The sequence below is a fragment of the Devosia sp. XK-2 genome (assembly GCF_037113415.1).
GTDB lineage: Bacteria > Pseudomonadota > Alphaproteobacteria > Rhizobiales > Devosiaceae > Devosia.
Window position 1 is genome coordinate 2,399,992 of the sequence record NZ_CP146608.1, and the last position, 15,246, is coordinate 2,415,237.

At 63.0% G+C, this 15,246-nt stretch carries 15 protein-coding genes; 9 read left to right on the plus strand and 6 right to left on the minus strand.

All coding sequences use genetic code 11. The annotated features are described in order from the left end of the window. Nucleotides 1-52: 52 nt before the first annotated feature. Nucleotides 53-1,249 carry a GGDEF domain-containing protein gene (locus V8Z65_RS11720; RefSeq protein WP_338720203.1) on the plus strand — a complete coding sequence of 399 codons (1,197 nt, stop codon included), beginning with the start codon at nt 53-55 and terminating at the stop codon, nt 1,247-1,249. A 111-nt stretch (nt 1,250-1,360) separates the two neighbouring features. On the opposite strand, the gene V8Z65_RS11725 is transcribed toward V8Z65_RS11720, so the two are convergent. Next, a complete protein-coding gene (locus V8Z65_RS11725) occupies nt 1,361-1,813 on the minus strand; it encodes a GatB/YqeY domain-containing protein (protein ID WP_338720205.1) in 453 nt (150 codons plus the stop codon). A gap of 190 nt (nt 1,814-2,003) precedes the next feature. Between V8Z65_RS11725 and carA the strand changes: the two genes are divergently transcribed. Then, nucleotides 2,004-3,215 (plus strand): glutamine-hydrolyzing carbamoyl-phosphate synthase small subunit, encoded by a 1,212-nt coding sequence (gene carA / locus V8Z65_RS11730; protein ID WP_338720208.1) that lies wholly within the window; start codon nt 2,004-2,006, stop codon nt 3,213-3,215. Nucleotides 3,216-3,220: 5 nt separating this feature from the next. Then, a complete protein-coding gene (locus V8Z65_RS11735) occupies nt 3,221-4,126 on the plus strand; it encodes an NADP-dependent oxidoreductase (RefSeq protein ID WP_338720210.1) in 906 nt (301 codons plus the stop codon). Between the two features lie 21 nt (nt 4,127-4,147). Here V8Z65_RS11735 and V8Z65_RS11740 read toward each other — a convergent pair whose 3' ends face one another. The 3 genes from V8Z65_RS11740 to V8Z65_RS11750 form a co-directional block, all read right to left on the minus strand. After that, nucleotides 4,148-4,654: a cupin domain-containing protein gene (locus tag V8Z65_RS11740; RefSeq protein WP_338720212.1), complete on the minus strand. Its 507-nt coding sequence runs from the start codon at nt 4,652-4,654 to the stop codon at nt 4,148-4,150. A 50-nt stretch (nt 4,655-4,704) separates the two neighbouring features. Then, nucleotides 4,705-5,631, minus strand: coding sequence for a neutral zinc metallopeptidase (locus tag V8Z65_RS11745; RefSeq protein WP_338720214.1), 927 nt, complete (start codon nt 5,629-5,631; stop codon nt 4,705-4,707). Nucleotides 5,632-5,760: 129 nt separating this feature from the next. After that, the gene (locus tag V8Z65_RS11750; RefSeq protein WP_338720216.1) at nt 5,761-7,233 is read right to left on the minus strand and encodes a mannitol dehydrogenase family protein; all 1,473 of its coding nucleotides are present in this window, start codon (nt 7,231-7,233) and stop codon (nt 5,761-5,763) included. Nucleotides 7,234-7,364: 131 nt separating this feature from the next. Between V8Z65_RS11750 and V8Z65_RS11755 the strand changes: the two genes are divergently transcribed. From V8Z65_RS11755 to V8Z65_RS11765, 3 genes are all read left to right on the plus strand, one after another. After that, nucleotides 7,365-8,273: a sugar kinase gene (locus V8Z65_RS11755; protein WP_338720217.1), complete on the plus strand. Its 909-nt coding sequence runs from the start codon at nt 7,365-7,367 to the stop codon at nt 8,271-8,273. A 246-nt stretch (nt 8,274-8,519) separates the two neighbouring features. Beyond that, the gene (locus V8Z65_RS11760) at nt 8,520-10,505 is read left to right on the plus strand and encodes a bifunctional 2',3'-cyclic-nucleotide 2'-phosphodiesterase/3'-nucleotidase (protein ID WP_338720219.1); all 1,986 of its coding nucleotides are present in this window, start codon (nt 8,520-8,522) and stop codon (nt 10,503-10,505) included. A 65-nt stretch (nt 10,506-10,570) separates the two neighbouring features. Then, entirely contained in the window at nt 10,571-11,548 is a 978-nt protein-coding gene (locus tag V8Z65_RS11765) for a ribonuclease (protein WP_338720221.1), read from the plus strand. Between the two features lie 3 nt (nt 11,549-11,551). On the opposite strand, the gene V8Z65_RS11770 is transcribed toward V8Z65_RS11765, so the two are convergent. Continuing rightward, the gene (locus tag V8Z65_RS11770; RefSeq protein ID WP_338720223.1) at nt 11,552-11,767 is read right to left on the minus strand and encodes a hypothetical protein; all 216 of its coding nucleotides are present in this window, start codon (nt 11,765-11,767) and stop codon (nt 11,552-11,554) included. A gap of 91 nt (nt 11,768-11,858) precedes the next feature. Then, complete coding sequence (locus tag V8Z65_RS11775) at nt 11,859-12,299, minus strand: MarR family transcriptional regulator (protein WP_338720225.1); 441 nt, start codon at nt 12,297-12,299, stop codon at nt 11,859-11,861. A 104-nt stretch (nt 12,300-12,403) separates the two neighbouring features. Here V8Z65_RS11775 and V8Z65_RS11780 point away from each other — a divergent pair, with 104 nt between their 5' ends. From V8Z65_RS11780 to V8Z65_RS11790, 3 genes are all read left to right on the plus strand, one after another. After that, entirely contained in the window at nt 12,404-12,856 is a 453-nt protein-coding gene (locus V8Z65_RS11780; RefSeq protein ID WP_338720227.1) for an organic hydroperoxide resistance protein, read from the plus strand. A gap of 77 nt (nt 12,857-12,933) precedes the next feature. Beyond that, the gene (locus V8Z65_RS11785) at nt 12,934-13,686 is read left to right on the plus strand and encodes an ABC transporter ATP-binding protein (protein ID WP_338720229.1); all 753 of its coding nucleotides are present in this window, start codon (nt 12,934-12,936) and stop codon (nt 13,684-13,686) included. Then, a complete protein-coding gene (locus V8Z65_RS11790; protein WP_338720231.1) occupies nt 13,683-15,224 on the plus strand; it encodes a permease in 1,542 nt (513 codons plus the stop codon). Before V8Z65_RS11785 ends, V8Z65_RS11790 begins: the two co-directional genes overlap by 4 nt. Nucleotides 15,225-15,246: the final 22 nt, after the last annotated feature.

Genomic DNA, 15,246 nt, shown 5'->3' on the forward strand with positions numbered 1-15,246 from the left:
CTTCGATCACCATTGCTGCAATTTGGAGCAATTGCATAATGCCCTATTTGCCTTGAGCGCGTTAAGTGCGCCTGGCCGGGATGAATCGGCCATGGTGGACGACATGATAGACAACGCGACTTTGCTCATAGGCATCGCCTTTTCCAGCGCCTCTCTGATGGTGGCACTGCTCATTGGCTGGCTGAATTCGCGCCATGAAACCTATCTTGCCCACGGCGCCCTGGGTATCGGCCTGATCGTGGTGGCCGTAACGATCATGAGCCTGCGCCAGGGGCGCTATGACCTTCCCTTCACGCTGCCGCCCTTCACCCTCGTCCTGATCGGGCTGTCCCTGATCTATTCAGGCTCGCGTCTGTTCCGCAGCACAGCGGCCAGGCTGCGTCCGGCTCTGCTGTTTGCGCTAATCGCCCTACCGGTGCAGGCCGTACCATTTCTGATGGGCTATTCGGGCACCGGCACCATCGTGCTCAACGTGGCGGCCGGCATCGTTTTGCTGCTTTGCGCCCGGGAATATTGGCTTATCCGCCACGAAGGCTGGATCGCCATGGCCGCCAACACCACCATCTATATCCTGGTCGCCCTGTCGTTCTTCGCCTGTGCTGCCGTATTGGCTTACGAGGGAAGCTGGGTTTTGACCGCCCCCGCCGACAATTGGGCCGAAGACTTCAATTCCATCATGACCCTGGTGGGCCTGACCGGCATTGGCGCCATCACCCTGACCCTGCATCATGCTCGCGCCGCGCGGCACCACCAGTCCGAGGCCCATACCGATGCGCTGACCGGCGTCCTTAACCGCCGCGCCCTTTTCGAACGCATCGGCGACAACGAAATCGTGCCGGACCTGGCCGTGATCATGTTCGACCTGGACCATTTCAAGCAGATCAATGACCGGCTCGGTCATGCCTATGGCGATTTCGTCCTCAAGCGCTTCGCCGACATCATGCGCGCGCAACTGCGCGACATCGACATTGTCGCTCGCCTCGGTGGTGAGGAATTCTGCGCCATTCTGCCCGGCCATGACCGCGCCGGCGCGCGCAGCGTCGCCGAGCGCATCCGCGAAGCCTTTGCCGAAACCAGCATCACCATCGGCCAGACCGGGCAGATCGCCACGGTCAGCGCGGGCTTGGCCACCAGCGGCACGAACGAAACATTTTCATCGGTCCTGCGCCGGGCAGATGCGGCGCTTTACAAAGCCAAGGAGGCGGGGCGGAACCAGGTCCACACGGCCAGGTTCCGCTCCGCCGCTTAGAGCGCTTCTAGCAAAAGTAGCCACAGTTTTGCGATTAAGAAGCGCGACAAAACAAGACGTCAGAGCTTCCATTCTGATTCGATCAGAATGAGAAATGCTCTAAGCGTCCATTCAGGCGCTCAGCGCCGCCCGTACCAGGCCACTGGCCTTGCCGAAATCGATTCGTCCCGGATAGTCCGCCTTGAGCTGGGCAATCACCTTGCCCATGTCCTTGGGGCCTTCCGCGCCGGTCGCGGCAATCGCGGCCTTTATCGCCGCGGCGACTTCCTCTTCGCTCAGTCCCTTGGGCAGGAACTCGTTGAGAATGTCGATTTCTTCTTTTTCCACCGTGGCCAGATCGCTCCGCCCGGCCTGCGCATAAATGGCAAAGCTCTCTTCGCGCTGCTTCACCATTTTCTGGACCATGGCCAGGATTTCGTCATTGGTGGCCGGGCCCTTGCCCTCGCCCCGATTGGCAATATCGCGGTCCTTGATGGCGGCATTGATCGACCTCAGGGTCGCGGTACGACGCTGATCGCGGGCCTTGAGCGCCTGCTTGAGCCCTTCGCTGATATCTTCGCGCATATGTCTCCGGCTCCTTGCCATGCAATTTGTCGCCCCCATATAGGCAAGAAACGCGGGCTTCGCCACTTGCGCTACCCGCTTTGGCCTTCTAAGAGGAGGCCTCAACCGACATCTTCGCCGCGCATCAGGGCAGGCCCAAAGCCACCGCTCTTGTCGCGCGCGCCCGACAAACCGAGCTTGGAGTTCCAAAGTGACCGGCTGGCAACAGACCCCCGCGACCGCAGTTCTGATTCTGGCCGATGGGACGCGCCTTGAAGGCCATGGCATCGGCGCGGTTGGCCACGCGGCCGGCGAAGTGTGCTTCAACACCGCCATGACCGGCTATCAGGAAGTGCTGACCGACCCCTCCTATGCGGGGCAGATCATCACCTTCACCTTCCCCCATATCGGCAATGTCGGCACCAATGACGAAGACATTGAAACGGTGAACATGGCGGCCCTCTCGGGCGTGCGGGGCGTCGTGCTCAAGGCCGACATCACCAATCCCTCCAATTACCGCGCCTCTGAAAAGCTCGATGCCTGGCTCAAGAAGCGCAACATTATCGGCATTGCAGGCATCGACACCCGCGCCCTGACCGCGCTGATCCGCGAAAAGGGCATGCCCAATGGCGTCATCGCCCATGAGCCGACCGGCCAGTTCGACGAGGGATCGATCAAGGCCGAGCTCAACGCCTTCCCGGGCCTGGAAGGGCTCGACCTCGCCAAGGAAGTCACCACCGCCCAAACCTATCACTGGGACCAGACGGGCTGGCAGTGGAACAAGGGCTATGGCACGCTCGACAATCCCGAATTCCATGTCGTGGCCATCGATTTCGGCGCCAAGCGCAATATCCTGCGCTGCCTGGCCGATCAGGGCGCCAAGGTTACCGTCGTGCCCGCCACAGCTACGGCCGCCGACGTGCTGGCGCATAATCCCGATGCGGTCTTCCTCTCCAACGGCCCCGGCGACCCGGCCGAAACCGGCAAATATGCGGTGCCCACCATCCAGAAGCTGATGGAAACGGGCAAGCCCATGTTCGGCATTTGCCTGGGACACCAGCTCTTGGGCCTGGCCCTTGGCGGCAAGACGACCAAAATGCACCAGGGCCACCACGGCGCCAATCATCCGGTCAAGGACCTGACCACCGGCAAGGTCGAGATCACCTCGATGAACCATGGTTTTGCCGTGGATGCGGAAAGCCTGCCCGCCGGCGTCGCCCAGACCCATATTTCGCTCTTTGACGGCTCCAATGCCGGTCTGGCTGTCGAGGGCAAGCCGATCTTTTCGGTGCAGTACCATCCCGAAGCCAGCCCCGGCCCCAAGGATAGCCACTATCTCTTCACGCGCTTCCTGAACCTGGTGCGCAAGCAGAAGGGCATGAGCGAGAAGCCCGAATATGTCGCGCCGGGCGAAGCGGCCTGACCGACATGCGCGCGGCTCGTTTTCACAGCTTTGGCGCCCCCGACGTCCTGGTTATTGAGGACGTCGACCGGCCCCAACCCGGCCCTGGGGAAGCCCTGGTTCGGATTCGAGCCGCGGCGATCCAGCCCTTTGATAGCCGCGTCCGTTCCGGACGCCTGATGCCCAACCTCACCCTGCCGGTAACCACCGGCAATGAATTCGCCGGAATGGTCGAGAGCCTCGGGCCGGAAACCGCGGGCCCAGCCGCCGGGACGCCCGTGGCCGGCCGCCGGACCTTTGGCGCCGTGGCCGAGTATGTCGTGGTCCCCGTGGGCGATCTCGCCGTGATCCCGGCCGGCGTTTCATTTGCCGAGGCGGCGACCCTTTCCGGCACCGCACAAACCGCCGACACCGCCGTAGAGAGCCTGGGCATAGGCGTCGGCGATACTCTTCTGATTCAAGGCGCAGCCGGTGGCATCGGCTCCTTCGCCACGCAATTGGCCATTGCCCGCGGCGCCCGCGTGATCGGCACCGGCAGCCCGGCCAATATCGATTATCTGCGCGCGCTCGGCGCCACCCCCCTGACCCCCGGGCCCGATTTGCCGCGGCGCATCGCCGAAGTGGCACCCGACGGCCTCACCGCCATTCTGGACTGCGTTGGCGGGGAAACGCTCGACCAATCGCTCACCCTGGGCGTCCCGCGCGACCGCATTGCCTCGCTGGGCGATCTGGGCCGTGTGGCCGAACTGGGTCTGCGCAGCGTCGAAGGCCTGCGCGACGGCGTACGGCTGGCGCGCCTGCTCGACCTGGCTGCGCAGGGCAAGCTCCTGGCCACGGTTCGCAGCACCTACCCCATAAATGACATCGTCGCGGCCCACCGGGAACTCGATACCGGCCACGGGCGGGGCAAGATCGTTATCGCCATAGATTGATCGGGCCCGGGCGCGCCCGGCTCAGCCCCATTTGGCCAGAACAGGGCCGGCCTGCCCGCCCACCGGGTCGGTTTGCGGCAGCGGCACCTGCGCAATGCGCTCGTCTGCTCCCGGCCGTTCGCCGTGCTCACCGCGCAAGAGGTCGGCGCTGCATCCGGGCGGATAGGCGCCGACCACCAGAAAGTCGCCGCTGGCCGACAGCTTCTTGTGCCCCGTACCCGCCGGTAGAACGACCACATCGCCCGCTTCCACCGCAAAAACCCGGCCACCTTCGCCGCCCAATTGCAGCCGCGCCGATCCCTGCGCCACACCCAGGCATTCATGCGTACGCGAATGATAGTGGTGAAAATCATAGACGCTCCAGCGCCACGCACTCGGCCACCCATTGCCGTCAAACAGGGCTTCCATCGCCTCGGCCGACGGCGCCGATAGCGCACCCTTATAGATCACCACCGGCAGCACATTGTTCGGAATGCCGCCGTCATCGGCGAAATGCTCAAGCGTAACGACAGCCAGATTGCCTTGCATGCGATCCTCCATTCATCTCATGCAACACGCGAGCGCCGGGTCTGGTTCAGCTAAACATCGCCGGAAAAAGTGTCGCAGTCCCCTGGATTGCCGGAGCGGTAACCACGCTCGAACCAGGCCTGCCGCTGCGCCGACGTGCCATGGTTGAACGTCTTGGGTACGGCAAAGCCCTGCATGCGCTTTTGCAGCGTATCGTCGCCGATCTGGTTGGCCGCGTTCAGCGCTTCCTCGATATCGCCATTGTCCAGCAGGTTCTGCTGCCCGGCATAATTGGCCCAGACGCCGGCATAGCAATCGGCCTGCAATTCCACCCGCACAGAATAGGCATTGGCCTGGGTCTGGCTCATGCTCTGCCGCCGCTGGTTGAACTCGGGCAGCACCCCGGTCAGGTTCTGAATATGGTGCCCCACCTCATGGGCCAGCACATAGGCCTGGGCAAAATCACCCGGCGCTCCGAACTGGCGATGCAACTGGTCATAAAAGCTCAGGTCAATATAAACCTTGCTATCCCCCGGGCAGTAGAAGGGTCCCACCGAGGCATCGGCCGCGCCACAGGCCGTATTCACCGCATCGGTAAACAGCACCACGGTCGGCTCCGGATAATCCTCCCCTATCGCGGCGAACTGCTCGTTCCAGAGATCCTCGGTCTCCTTGACCACCACGCCGACAAAATCGGCGAGCTCGTCCTGCCCTTCCGCCGGAAGCTGCCGCGATGTTGCGCTGGACGCCGGCCCCATGCCCGACCCGCCAGTCAGCATGTCGAGCGGGTTCTGCCCGGTGGCGAACCAGATGATCCCCAATACCACCACAATGCCGATCAGGCTCGAAATGCCCCCGCGCGAGCCGCGCCCGCCAGTCGGGATGCGGATGCCGCCCCGATTGCCGCCCAGGCCTCCAAGCCCGCCCAGTCCGCCGCCGCCGCGCCGCCCGCGCCGATCCTCAATATTGGAGCTGCGCTCCCGACCCTGCCACTTCATCGCCGACGCCTTTCACAGTTCACGTTGGACGCTAGCAGTAAGTGCGGCGCTGCGGAACAGGTTCCACCCCATTCTACGCCCTCCCCTTGAGGGAGGTGCCGGGGGTGAAACCACGCAGCGACTGGTCGGTCACCCGGCAACCTTCGCCACTGTGGCCCGTGCACCTTCGTCAAACAGGCTTTCGAGATGCCCAACGACCACTGCCCGGAATACGGCATTGCCCGCCAGGTCGGCCCCGAACACCTCGCTCAGCGCCACCAGTCCGTCGAACAAGGCCGCCGGGTCGTCCCCCGCATCGGCGGCGATGGCATGCATCTTGAGCGCCAGCGGATCGCGCACATCGATCTCGCTGCCATCTTCGGCCACCCCGGTCACATAGCGCATCCAGGCGGCGACGCCGAGCGCCAGCCGCTCAATCCCGTGTCCGGCCTTCAGCCGGTCCCGGATCGTACCAAGTAGGCGCTGCGGCAATTTCTGCGATCCATCCATGGCAATCTGCCAGGTCCGGTGCTTGAGCGCCGGATTGCGAAACCGCTCCAGCAGCTCGTCCCGGTAAGCGCCAAGATCCACACCCGGCATGTTGAGCGTCGGCATGGCCTCCTCGGTCATCAAGCCGTGGATCAGCTGCACATAGGCCGGATCGCCCATGACGTCGGAAATATATTCGTATCCCCCCAGATAGCCCGAATAGGCCATGGTCGAGTGCGAGCCATTGAGCATGCGGAGCTTCATATGCTCGAACGGCTCGACATCCTTGACCAGCTGCGCACCCACCGTTTCAAACGCCGGCCGGCCAGACGGGAACTGATCCTCGATAACCCATTGGGTGAAGGGTTCGGTCATGATCGGCCAGGAGTCCTCCGCCCCGATCAGCCCGGTAACCTCATCCCGATCCGCGTCTGTGGTCGAGGGTACGATGCGATCCACCATGGTCGAGGGGAAAGCCACCTGCTTCATCCATTCGCCCAGTTCAGGGTCCCGCAGCGCCGCAAACGCCGTCACGATCCGCTTGGCCGTCTCGCCATTGCTCGGCAGGTTGTCGCAGCTCATCACCGTAAACGGCGCCATCCCCGCCGCCTTGCGCCGCGCCAGCGCTTCCACCAGCATACCCGGCGCCGACCTGGGCGCCGTCGGATTGCTCAGGTCATGCACGATATCGGCATGGTTCCGGTCAAGTTCGCCGGTCGCCGGATCGTGGCAATAGCCCTTCTCGGTCACCGTCAGCGAGACGATGCGAATGGCCGGATCGGCCATCAGCGCCAGCAGCTTTTCGCGCTCGCTATTGGCGTCCATCACCGAAAGGATCGAGCCGATCACCCGCGGATGCGTACCTGCCGCATCGCGCACGGCAATGGTGTAAAGCCCGTCCTGCGGCTCCAGCGCTTCCTTGGTGTCCGGGCGCCTCAAGCTCGCCCCGACAATGCCCCAACTCGGATCGGCCGCCAGCAGGTCGTCGACATAGACCGCCATATGCGCACGGTGAAAAGCACCAATGCCCAGGTGAACAATACCCGGCGAGACCTGGGCCCGATCGTAATCGGGCACCTTGGTCCCCTTGGCGAGTTTGGCGAGGCTGGCTGAGTTGAGGCGGGGGCTGGACACAGAAATCTCCTCCAAAGACACGCACCATCTTGTATGGAAGTTGCGCTCGGTTTAGCAGCCTCTTTAGTGGGAACCCCTTGCCGGAGCAAGCCCGCACCGGCATAACCCGCATAAGGTTCAGGAGGAAAATCGTGGCCAAACGTATCGTCTCAATCGGAGAATGCATGATCGAGATGAGCGGCGGCGAAGACCGCACCTATCGCCTGGGCTATGCCGGCGACACGCTCAACACCGCCTGGTATCTGCGGGCGCTGCTCGGCCAGGACTGGTCGATCGACTATGCCACCGCCCTGGGCGAAGACCGCTATTCGAGCGATATCCGCGCCTTTCTTGCCGACAATAATATCGGCACCGGCCACATCCAGACCATTCATAATCGCCGTCCTGGCCTCTACCTGATCCACCAGGAAAAGGGCGACCGGCACTTCACCTATTGGCGCGACACCTCCGCCGCCAAGCTCCTGGCCGACGACAAGCAGGCCCTGGCCAAGGCCGTCGAAGGCGCAGAACTGGTTTATTTCTCGGGCATTACCCTGGCCATTCTCGCGCCTCGCGCCCGTGGCCGCCTGTTGGGCGCCGTTGTCAGGGCGCGCGACAATGGCGCCAAAATCGCCTTCGACACCAATCTCCGTCCCGCCCTCTGGTCCTCACCCCGCGTCATGGCCGGTGTCCTCACCGCCGCCGCTGGCCTGTGCGACATCGTCCTGCCCACCCATACTGATGAAGCGCCGCTTTTCGGCGACAAATCCATAGACGATACCGCTGATCGCTATCTCGAACTCGGTGTGGAAGAAGTCGTGGTCAAGGACGGCGGCAAGGAAGCGCTTGTCGCCACCGCCGAGGAGCGCATTCGGATTGCCCCGCCCTCCGGCGCCAAAGTCGTCGACGCCACCGGCGCCGGCGACAGCTTCAACGGCGCCTATCTCTCCGCCCGCCTCAACGGCAAGTCCCTGCGCGACGCCGCCGAGGCCGCCCATCGCACCGCCGGCATCGTCATTGGCCATAAGGGCGCACTCGTCGATCCCAAGCTGGTCAAGTAGAGCCAGACCTCCCCTCCCCACCCGCATCGGGACCAGGTCAGCGCCCTTTCACCGTCATCAATCTGTCATAAATTGACCAATCGGTAAAAACTTCATAGCGTCTCCGCCCAGCCGTCATCTGCGCGTCATTTAGGCAAGGCATGAGCGGTCTGCTTCCCGCGGACGGGGAAGCGCCAAGAACCGGTCGAAAACCGGCAGCCGGGAGCACGCCCCCGGCACAGCGGCACTTCATTGGAGACGATCAAAATGAACTTCTTCCCATCCATTTCGCGGCGCAGTTTCCTGGCGGGTTCGGCCAGCGTCGGCGCCATGGTCGCCATGCACCCCTTCGCCGTCATGGCGCAGGCCAACCAGGCCCATCTGCGCATCATCGAAACCACCGATATTCACGTCGCCATCCTGCCTTACGATTATTATGCCGACGCCCCCAACGACACGATGGGTCTGGCGCGCACCGCGGCCATCATCGAATCCATTCGCGCCGAAGCCGGCAATGCCGTCCTGTTCGACAATGGCGACCTCATCCAGGGCAATCCCATGGGTGACTACATGGCCTATGAAAAGGGCCTCAACCAAGGCGACATCCACCCCGCCGTGGCTGCCCTCAATACGCTCGGCTACGATGCCGCAACCCTGGGCAATCACGAATTCAACTATGGCCTGGAATTCCTCGACAGGGCTCTGGAAGGCGCCAATTTCCCGCTGGTCTCGGCCAATCTGGTGCGCGGCACCGAGCTGGGCGAAGACCCGACCAATGACGACACCTACCTCACGCCCTATCGCATCTTCGAAAAGGAACTGACCGACGGTTCGGGTGCCACCCATACCATCAAGATCGGTGTTATCGGCTTCCTGCCGCCCCAGATCCTGACCTGGGACGCGACCCACCTCGCCGGCAAGGTCGTGGTGCGCGACATTGTCGAAACCGCCCAGGCTTGGGTACCAAGGATCCGCGAAGAAGGCGCCGACATCGTCGTGGCCCTTTCCCATTCCGGCATCGAAGGTGGCGAGCACATCCCCGGCATGGAAAACGCCTCGCTGCAATTGGCCGCCGTCGATGGCATCGACGTCGTCCTCACCGGCCATCACCACCGCGTCTTCCCCGGTCCGAATTATGAGGGCATCGAGGGCGTCGATACTGTCACCGGCACGCTCAATGGCAAGCCGGCCGTCATGCCTGGCTTCTGGGGCTCGCATATGGGCCTTGTCGACCTGCTGCTCGAAGTCGATGCCGACGGCAAATGGAATGTGGTCTCCCACACCTCCGAAGCCCGCCCCATCGTTGAGCGCGTCGACAACAAGAATGTGCCGACCGTCGAATCCGTCGCCACCGTGGCCGATGCAGTTGCGGTCGAACACGAGGAAACGCTCGACTATATCCGCCGCCCCGTCGGCGAAACGGCAGCCCCGCTCCACTCCTATTTCGCTCTCGTTGCCGACGATCCGTCGGTGCAGATCGTCTCGCAGGCCCAGTCCTGGTACATCGCCCAGATGATGAAGGGCACCGAATGGGAAAGCCTGCCCATCCTCTCGGCTGCAGCGCCCTTCAAGGCCGGTGGTCGTGGCGGCCCGGACTATTACACCGACGTCCCCGTCGGTCCGGTCGCCATCAAGAACGTCGCCGACCTTTATCTCTATCCCAATACCATCCAGGCCCTGGTGGTCACCGGCGCCGATGTGAAGAACTGGCTCGAACGCTCGGCCGGCATCTTCAACCAGGTCGAAGCCGGCGCCAAGGATGCCGAGCTGATCAATATCGACTTCCCGTCCTACAATTTCGACGTCATCGACGGGGTGACCTACAAGATCGACCTCACCCAGCCCTCGAAATATTCCTCGGACGGCAAGGAAGAAATCAATCCCGACGCCAACCGCATCGTCGATCTGATGTTCGATGGCGCCCCGATCGATCCCGAAGCCAAATTCGTCATCGCCTCGAACAATTACCGCGCTGGCGGCGGCGGCTCCTTCCCGGGCACCGGTGCTGAAAACATCATCTTCATCGGTCCTGACACCAATCGCGACATCATCGTCCGCTTCATCATCGAGAACGGCACGATTAATCCCAAGGCCGACAGCAATTGGTCCCTCGCCCCGATTGGCGATACCACCGTGCTCTTTGCCACCGGCCCGAAGGCCGCCGACAAGGTCGCCGACGTCACCGCCGTCAGCATTGAGGCGACCGGCCAAACCGACGAGGCCGGCTTCGGCATCTATCGCATCACGCTTTGACCTCCTGAGCTTTGCAAACCGTCGGGGGAGTCGCTAAGGCTCCCCCATATTTTTGGGGATGGCTCATGCGTCGCTTTCTTTCGCTGGCAATATTGACCCTGCTGTCGCTTCCGGCTGCTGCTGAAACGCCGCTTTCCGGCACATTCACCGCGCAATCGGCGTGCCCAGCATTCCAATCGATCAGCCGCCAGACCAATCCAGGCAATGTCATCCTGACGCCGGGCGCGGATTACGAACTTCTCGCTGCCAACAAGACCCCCGCCACCCATCTCTGGATCATCGTGCCCGGCGCACAACCCGACCGCCGTTGGGTGGAAATCGCCTGCGGTACCACCGATATTGCCCTGGCGCCGGCCGCGGACGAACCCGTCCGGCCCCAAACCTATCGCGGCACCCAATATGTGCTGGCCGTCAACTGGCAGCCCGCCTTCTGCGAAACCGCCTCCCATACGCCCGAATGTCGCGACCAGCGCCCCAATGACTTTGAGGCGACCCATTTCACCCTGCACGGGCTCTGGCCGCAGCCACGCGATCGGGAATATTGCGACGTCTCCCAGCGCGACATCTGGGCCAGTCGCGACGGCCGCTGGCGGGACCTCCCGCCGCTCGACCTCACCATCGCCCAGCGCCGCGATCTCGATGAGGTCATGCCAGGCTCCCAATCTGGTCTCGACCGGCACGAATGGACCAAACATGGCACCTGTTACGGCACAGACCAGCGCGACTATATCGCTGACTCGCTCGACCTCATGCTGGCGCTCAACACCTCCGAAGTGGTGGATCTCTTTGCCGGCAATATCGGCAAACGCATCACCCTCGACCAGGTGCGCACTGCCTTCGATGCGTCGTTTGGTGCAGGAACCGGAGACCGCGTGTCCATCAATTGTGTCCGCGACGGCAACCGCACGCTCGTCACCGAACTGCAGATCAACCTGACTGGACAAATCACTGGCCCTGACGATCTCTCGCGCCTGATGCTCGCCGCCGAGCCCGCCGACAGCGACTGCCGGTCCGGACAGGTTGATGCAATCGGACTGCGCTGACGATCAGGCGTATTTATCCACGAGTGCCTGAGGCTCGGCTATAGTCGCAACCATTGCCCTGCGCCCTGCGAGACTGCCGCCAAAGTCCACCGCCGGGTCGAGCCGCGCGGCTGCTCGTGATGGGTCCTCGCCGCGTTTTGCCGCGCTGACCTCATCGCAATTGTGACAGGCATATCCGTTGACCATGACAGGTTTGGGATAATCGCCACCAATCTGCATGTGGACCTCCATTCGTGCGGAAGTTTATTCGACAGGGCGCAACACTTGGTTACTCCGTTCGATGCGTCATGGTGAACGAAAGCTTGCTGTACTACCCGATCCTGTCCAACCGCTCGCGCAACGCCAGGAGTTCCCGGCGCAAGGCCTCGACGCCGTCCAGCGGCAATCCCGTTCCCTCCACAACGGCCAGTGGAATGGCCTCCGCCTTTCCTTTCAGTGCCCGCCCGGCGGCTGTCAGCCTGATGCGCACCTGCCGCTCATCATCCTCGTCGCGCCGTCTCTCCACCAGCCCACGCGCCTCGAGCCGCTTGATCAGCGGCGTAATCGTCCCTGAATCGAGGAACAACTTATCTCCCAGCGCCTTGACCGTGAGATCATCGCGTTCCCAGAGCACCAGGAATACCAGATATTGCGGATAGGTCAGCTCCAGAGCATCCAGGCGTGGCTTATAAAACCGCGTGAAAGCATGCCCCGCCGAATAGACGGCAAAGCACAGCATCTGGTCGATCGTGGGCATGGTTTCGTCCGCCATTGGCATGGCCCTTTCATCTCGCATCAGACTAACACACAAAATTCCATTGCGCACAATTTAATTGTGCATTATGTATTTTTCATCCCAAGCAAGGAGCTTTCTCAATGAGCATCAAATCTGCAGTCTACACCGCCCATGCCCACACCACCGGCGGCCGCACCGGCACCAGCAGGACCGATGACGGCCGTCTGGAAGTCACTCTCGACACCCCCAAGGCGATGGGCGGAAATGATGGTCCCGGCACCAATCCCGAGCAGCTTTTTGCCGCCGGCTATTCCGCCTGCTTCCTGGGCGCCCTCAAGGCCGTCGCCCGCGGCGAAAAGGTCAAGATCCCAGACGAAACCACCATCGACGCTGCCGTCTCCTTCGGCGAGAACGCCAATGGCGTCGGCTACAACATCGCCGTCGAGCTCAAGGTCGCCATCCCCGGCTTTGAGCGCGCCCAGGCCGAAGATCTGGTTCACAAGGCCCATCAGGTTTGCCCCTATTCCAACGCCACTCGCGGCAATGTCGAGGTGACTCTCACCGTCCTGGAAAGGGCGCTGGCCGCCGCCTGAGGCTTTCATTAACGATTGCCATTCACTTGACCGAAAGGGCGGTAAGGCTAGCGTCTCTGCTCAGTTAGGAGCTCGCCATGCCCGCCGCCCTCTCCGTTTCCGGTCTCAAGAAATCGTTTGACCGCCCCGTGGTCAAAGGCGTCGATCTGACCATTCGACCCGGCGAATTCTATGCCCTTCTGGGCCCCAATGGCGCCGGCAAGACCACGATCCTGCGTATGGTCGCCGGTCTGCTCAAGCCCGACGCCGGTACAATATCGATATTGGGCATTGACGCCTTGGCCGATCCGGTTTCCGCCAAACGCCGCATGGCGTGGATTTCCGACGAGCCTATGGTCTACGACCGTCTGACCCCGCTCGAATATCTCGATTTCGTCGCCGGCCTCTGGCAGGTGGAACCGGCCCGCGCCCGCCAGACCGCCCACGAACTCGTCGACTGGTTGGGCCTGGCACCGCATGCCAATCAGCTCTGCGGCGGCTTCTCCAAGGGCATGCTGCAAAAAGTGGCCCTTGCCGGCGCCCTGGTCCACGATCCGGACCTGATCATCCTCGATGAACCCCTGACCGGTCTCGATGCCGGATCGGCCCGTCAGGTCAAGGACGTCCTGCGCAGCAAGACCGCCTCGGGCGTCACGGTCATCATGACAACCCATATCCTCGAGGTCGCCGAACGCATGGCCGAACGCATCGGCGTTATCGCGGAGGGGCGCCTGATTGCCGAGGGCACGCTGGCCGAACTGCGCGCGCGCATCGGCCGCGAAACCACGCTTGAGGAGATTTTTCTTGATCTCGTGGCCGAGGGCGAAGCGGCCGGTCAGGACGCAGCGTGAACTTCGTCCCGGCCTCCCTGCCCTGGCTTGCGGCACACGAATTGCGGCTCGCCTGGCGCGACGTCATGGCCATGATGACGGGCGGCCACCGCACACGCCTGGTCGGTTGGGTTATCGGTGGCGGTGCAGTATTCGGCCTCATGCTGCTGATCGCCTGGTTCTCCATCCGCCCCTGGGTCGAGGCCGGCATTCTCATCGACAAGCAGACCCTGGTGCTGATATCCGGCATGGGTCTGCTGTTCTGGACCGTCACCCTGTCCCAGGCCCTCGAAGCAGTCACCCGCGTCTATTATGGCCGCTCCGATCTCGATCTCATCCTCTCCTCCCCTGCCTCCAGCGCCCGCCTCTTTGCCGTGCGCGCCGCAACGGTCTTTGTCTCCACCGCCACGCTCGGCCTGCTGTTGATCAGTCCGCTGGTTTTCGCCCTCGTGGCCCAGGATGGACCGCGCTGGCTCTCCGCGTTCCTCGCTCTTCTGGCCCTGGCCGCCCTTTCTGTTGCCCTTGCCATGGCCATGACCCGGCTGCTCTTCCGCATTGCCGGGCCGCGCCGCACCCGGCTCATCGCCCAGATCGTCGCCGGCATTGTCGGCGCCGGTTTTGTCATCGGCATTCAGGCCGCCGCCATTCTCTCCCATGAAGGCTTTTCACGCCTGGCCTTCTTCCAGTCCCAGGCTCTTGTCGCCGCCGCGCCGGAACTCGACAGCCCGCTTTGGCTTCCCGCCCGCGCCATTTTGGGCGAACCACTGCCGGCCTTGCTGTTCACGGGTTCGGCCGCCATCATTCTGGTTCTCGCCATCGCCTTCATCGCCCCAAGCTATGGACGCCTCGCCACGGCCGCCGCGGGGCTCAATCACATCCGCAACCAGCGCCGCCCATCGCGCCACGCCTTTACGGCAACCAGCCAGCGGCGGGCCCTTCGTCGCAAGGAATTCATGCTGCTCCGGCGCGACCCGTGGCTGCTTTCGCAAACCCTGATGCAATTGCTCTATCTGGTTCCGCCGGCCCTGCTGCTCTGGATCAATTATGGATCCGCATCGGGCGATGGCACATTCATCGTCATCGTGCCGGTCCTGGTCATGGCATGCGGTCAATTGGCCGGCGGCCTCGCCTGGCTTGCCATTTCGGGCGAGGATGCCCATGATCTGGTTGCTACCGCGCCATTGACCCGGGCCACCATCCTGCGCGCCAAGATCGAGGCCGTACTGATCGTCATACTCGCCGTCATGGCGCCGTTGCTGGTATTGATCAGCTTCGCTGCCTGGCCCATGGCCGCCATAATTGCCATTTGCGCGGCCGCCGCGGCCTCGGCCTCCACAGCCATCCAGCTCTGGTTCCGCGTCACCGCCAAACGATCAATGTTTCGCCGCCGCCAGGTCGCGTCGCGCGCCGCAACGCTGAGCGAGGCATTTTCATCCATTCTCTGGGCGGGCACTGGTGCCCTATGGGCCGCCGGTTTGCCGCTATTCGCTCTCGCGCCCGCATTTCTGGCCCTGGGCGTCCTGGGGCTCGCCAGGCTTCTGGCGCCCCGCTCAGCCTGAAGCCGCGCGTTCCGCCCCTTGA

Coding starts and splice junctions, on each gene's coding strand:
- V8Z65_RS11735 (WP_338720210.1), top strand. CDS start 3,221: ATGCGCGCGGCTCGTTTTCACAGCTTTGGCGCCCCCGACGTCCTGGTT.
- V8Z65_RS11725 (WP_338720205.1), bottom strand. CDS start 1,813: ATGCGCGAAGATATCAGCGAAGGGCTCAAGCAGGCGCTCAAGGCCCGC.
- V8Z65_RS11785 (WP_338720229.1), top strand. CDS start 12,934: ATGCCCGCCGCCCTCTCCGTTTCCGGTCTCAAGAAATCGTTTGACCGC.
- V8Z65_RS11760 (WP_338720219.1), top strand. CDS start 8,520: ATGAACTTCTTCCCATCCATTTCGCGGCGCAGTTTCCTGGCGGGTTCG.
- V8Z65_RS11745 (WP_338720214.1), bottom strand. CDS start 5,631: ATGAAGTGGCAGGGTCGGGAGCGCAGCTCCAATATTGAGGATCGGCGC.
- V8Z65_RS11770 (WP_338720223.1), bottom strand. CDS start 11,767: ATGCAGATTGGTGGCGATTATCCCAAACCTGTCATGGTCAACGGATAT.
- V8Z65_RS11740 (WP_338720212.1), bottom strand. CDS start 4,654: ATGCAAGGCAATCTGGCTGTCGTTACGCTTGAGCATTTCGCCGATGAC.
- V8Z65_RS11780 (WP_338720227.1), top strand. CDS start 12,404: ATGAGCATCAAATCTGCAGTCTACACCGCCCATGCCCACACCACCGGC.
- V8Z65_RS11765 (WP_338720221.1), top strand. CDS start 10,571: ATGCGTCGCTTTCTTTCGCTGGCAATATTGACCCTGCTGTCGCTTCCG.
- V8Z65_RS11775 (WP_338720225.1), bottom strand. CDS start 12,299: ATGGCGGACGAAACCATGCCCACGATCGACCAGATGCTGTGCTTTGCC.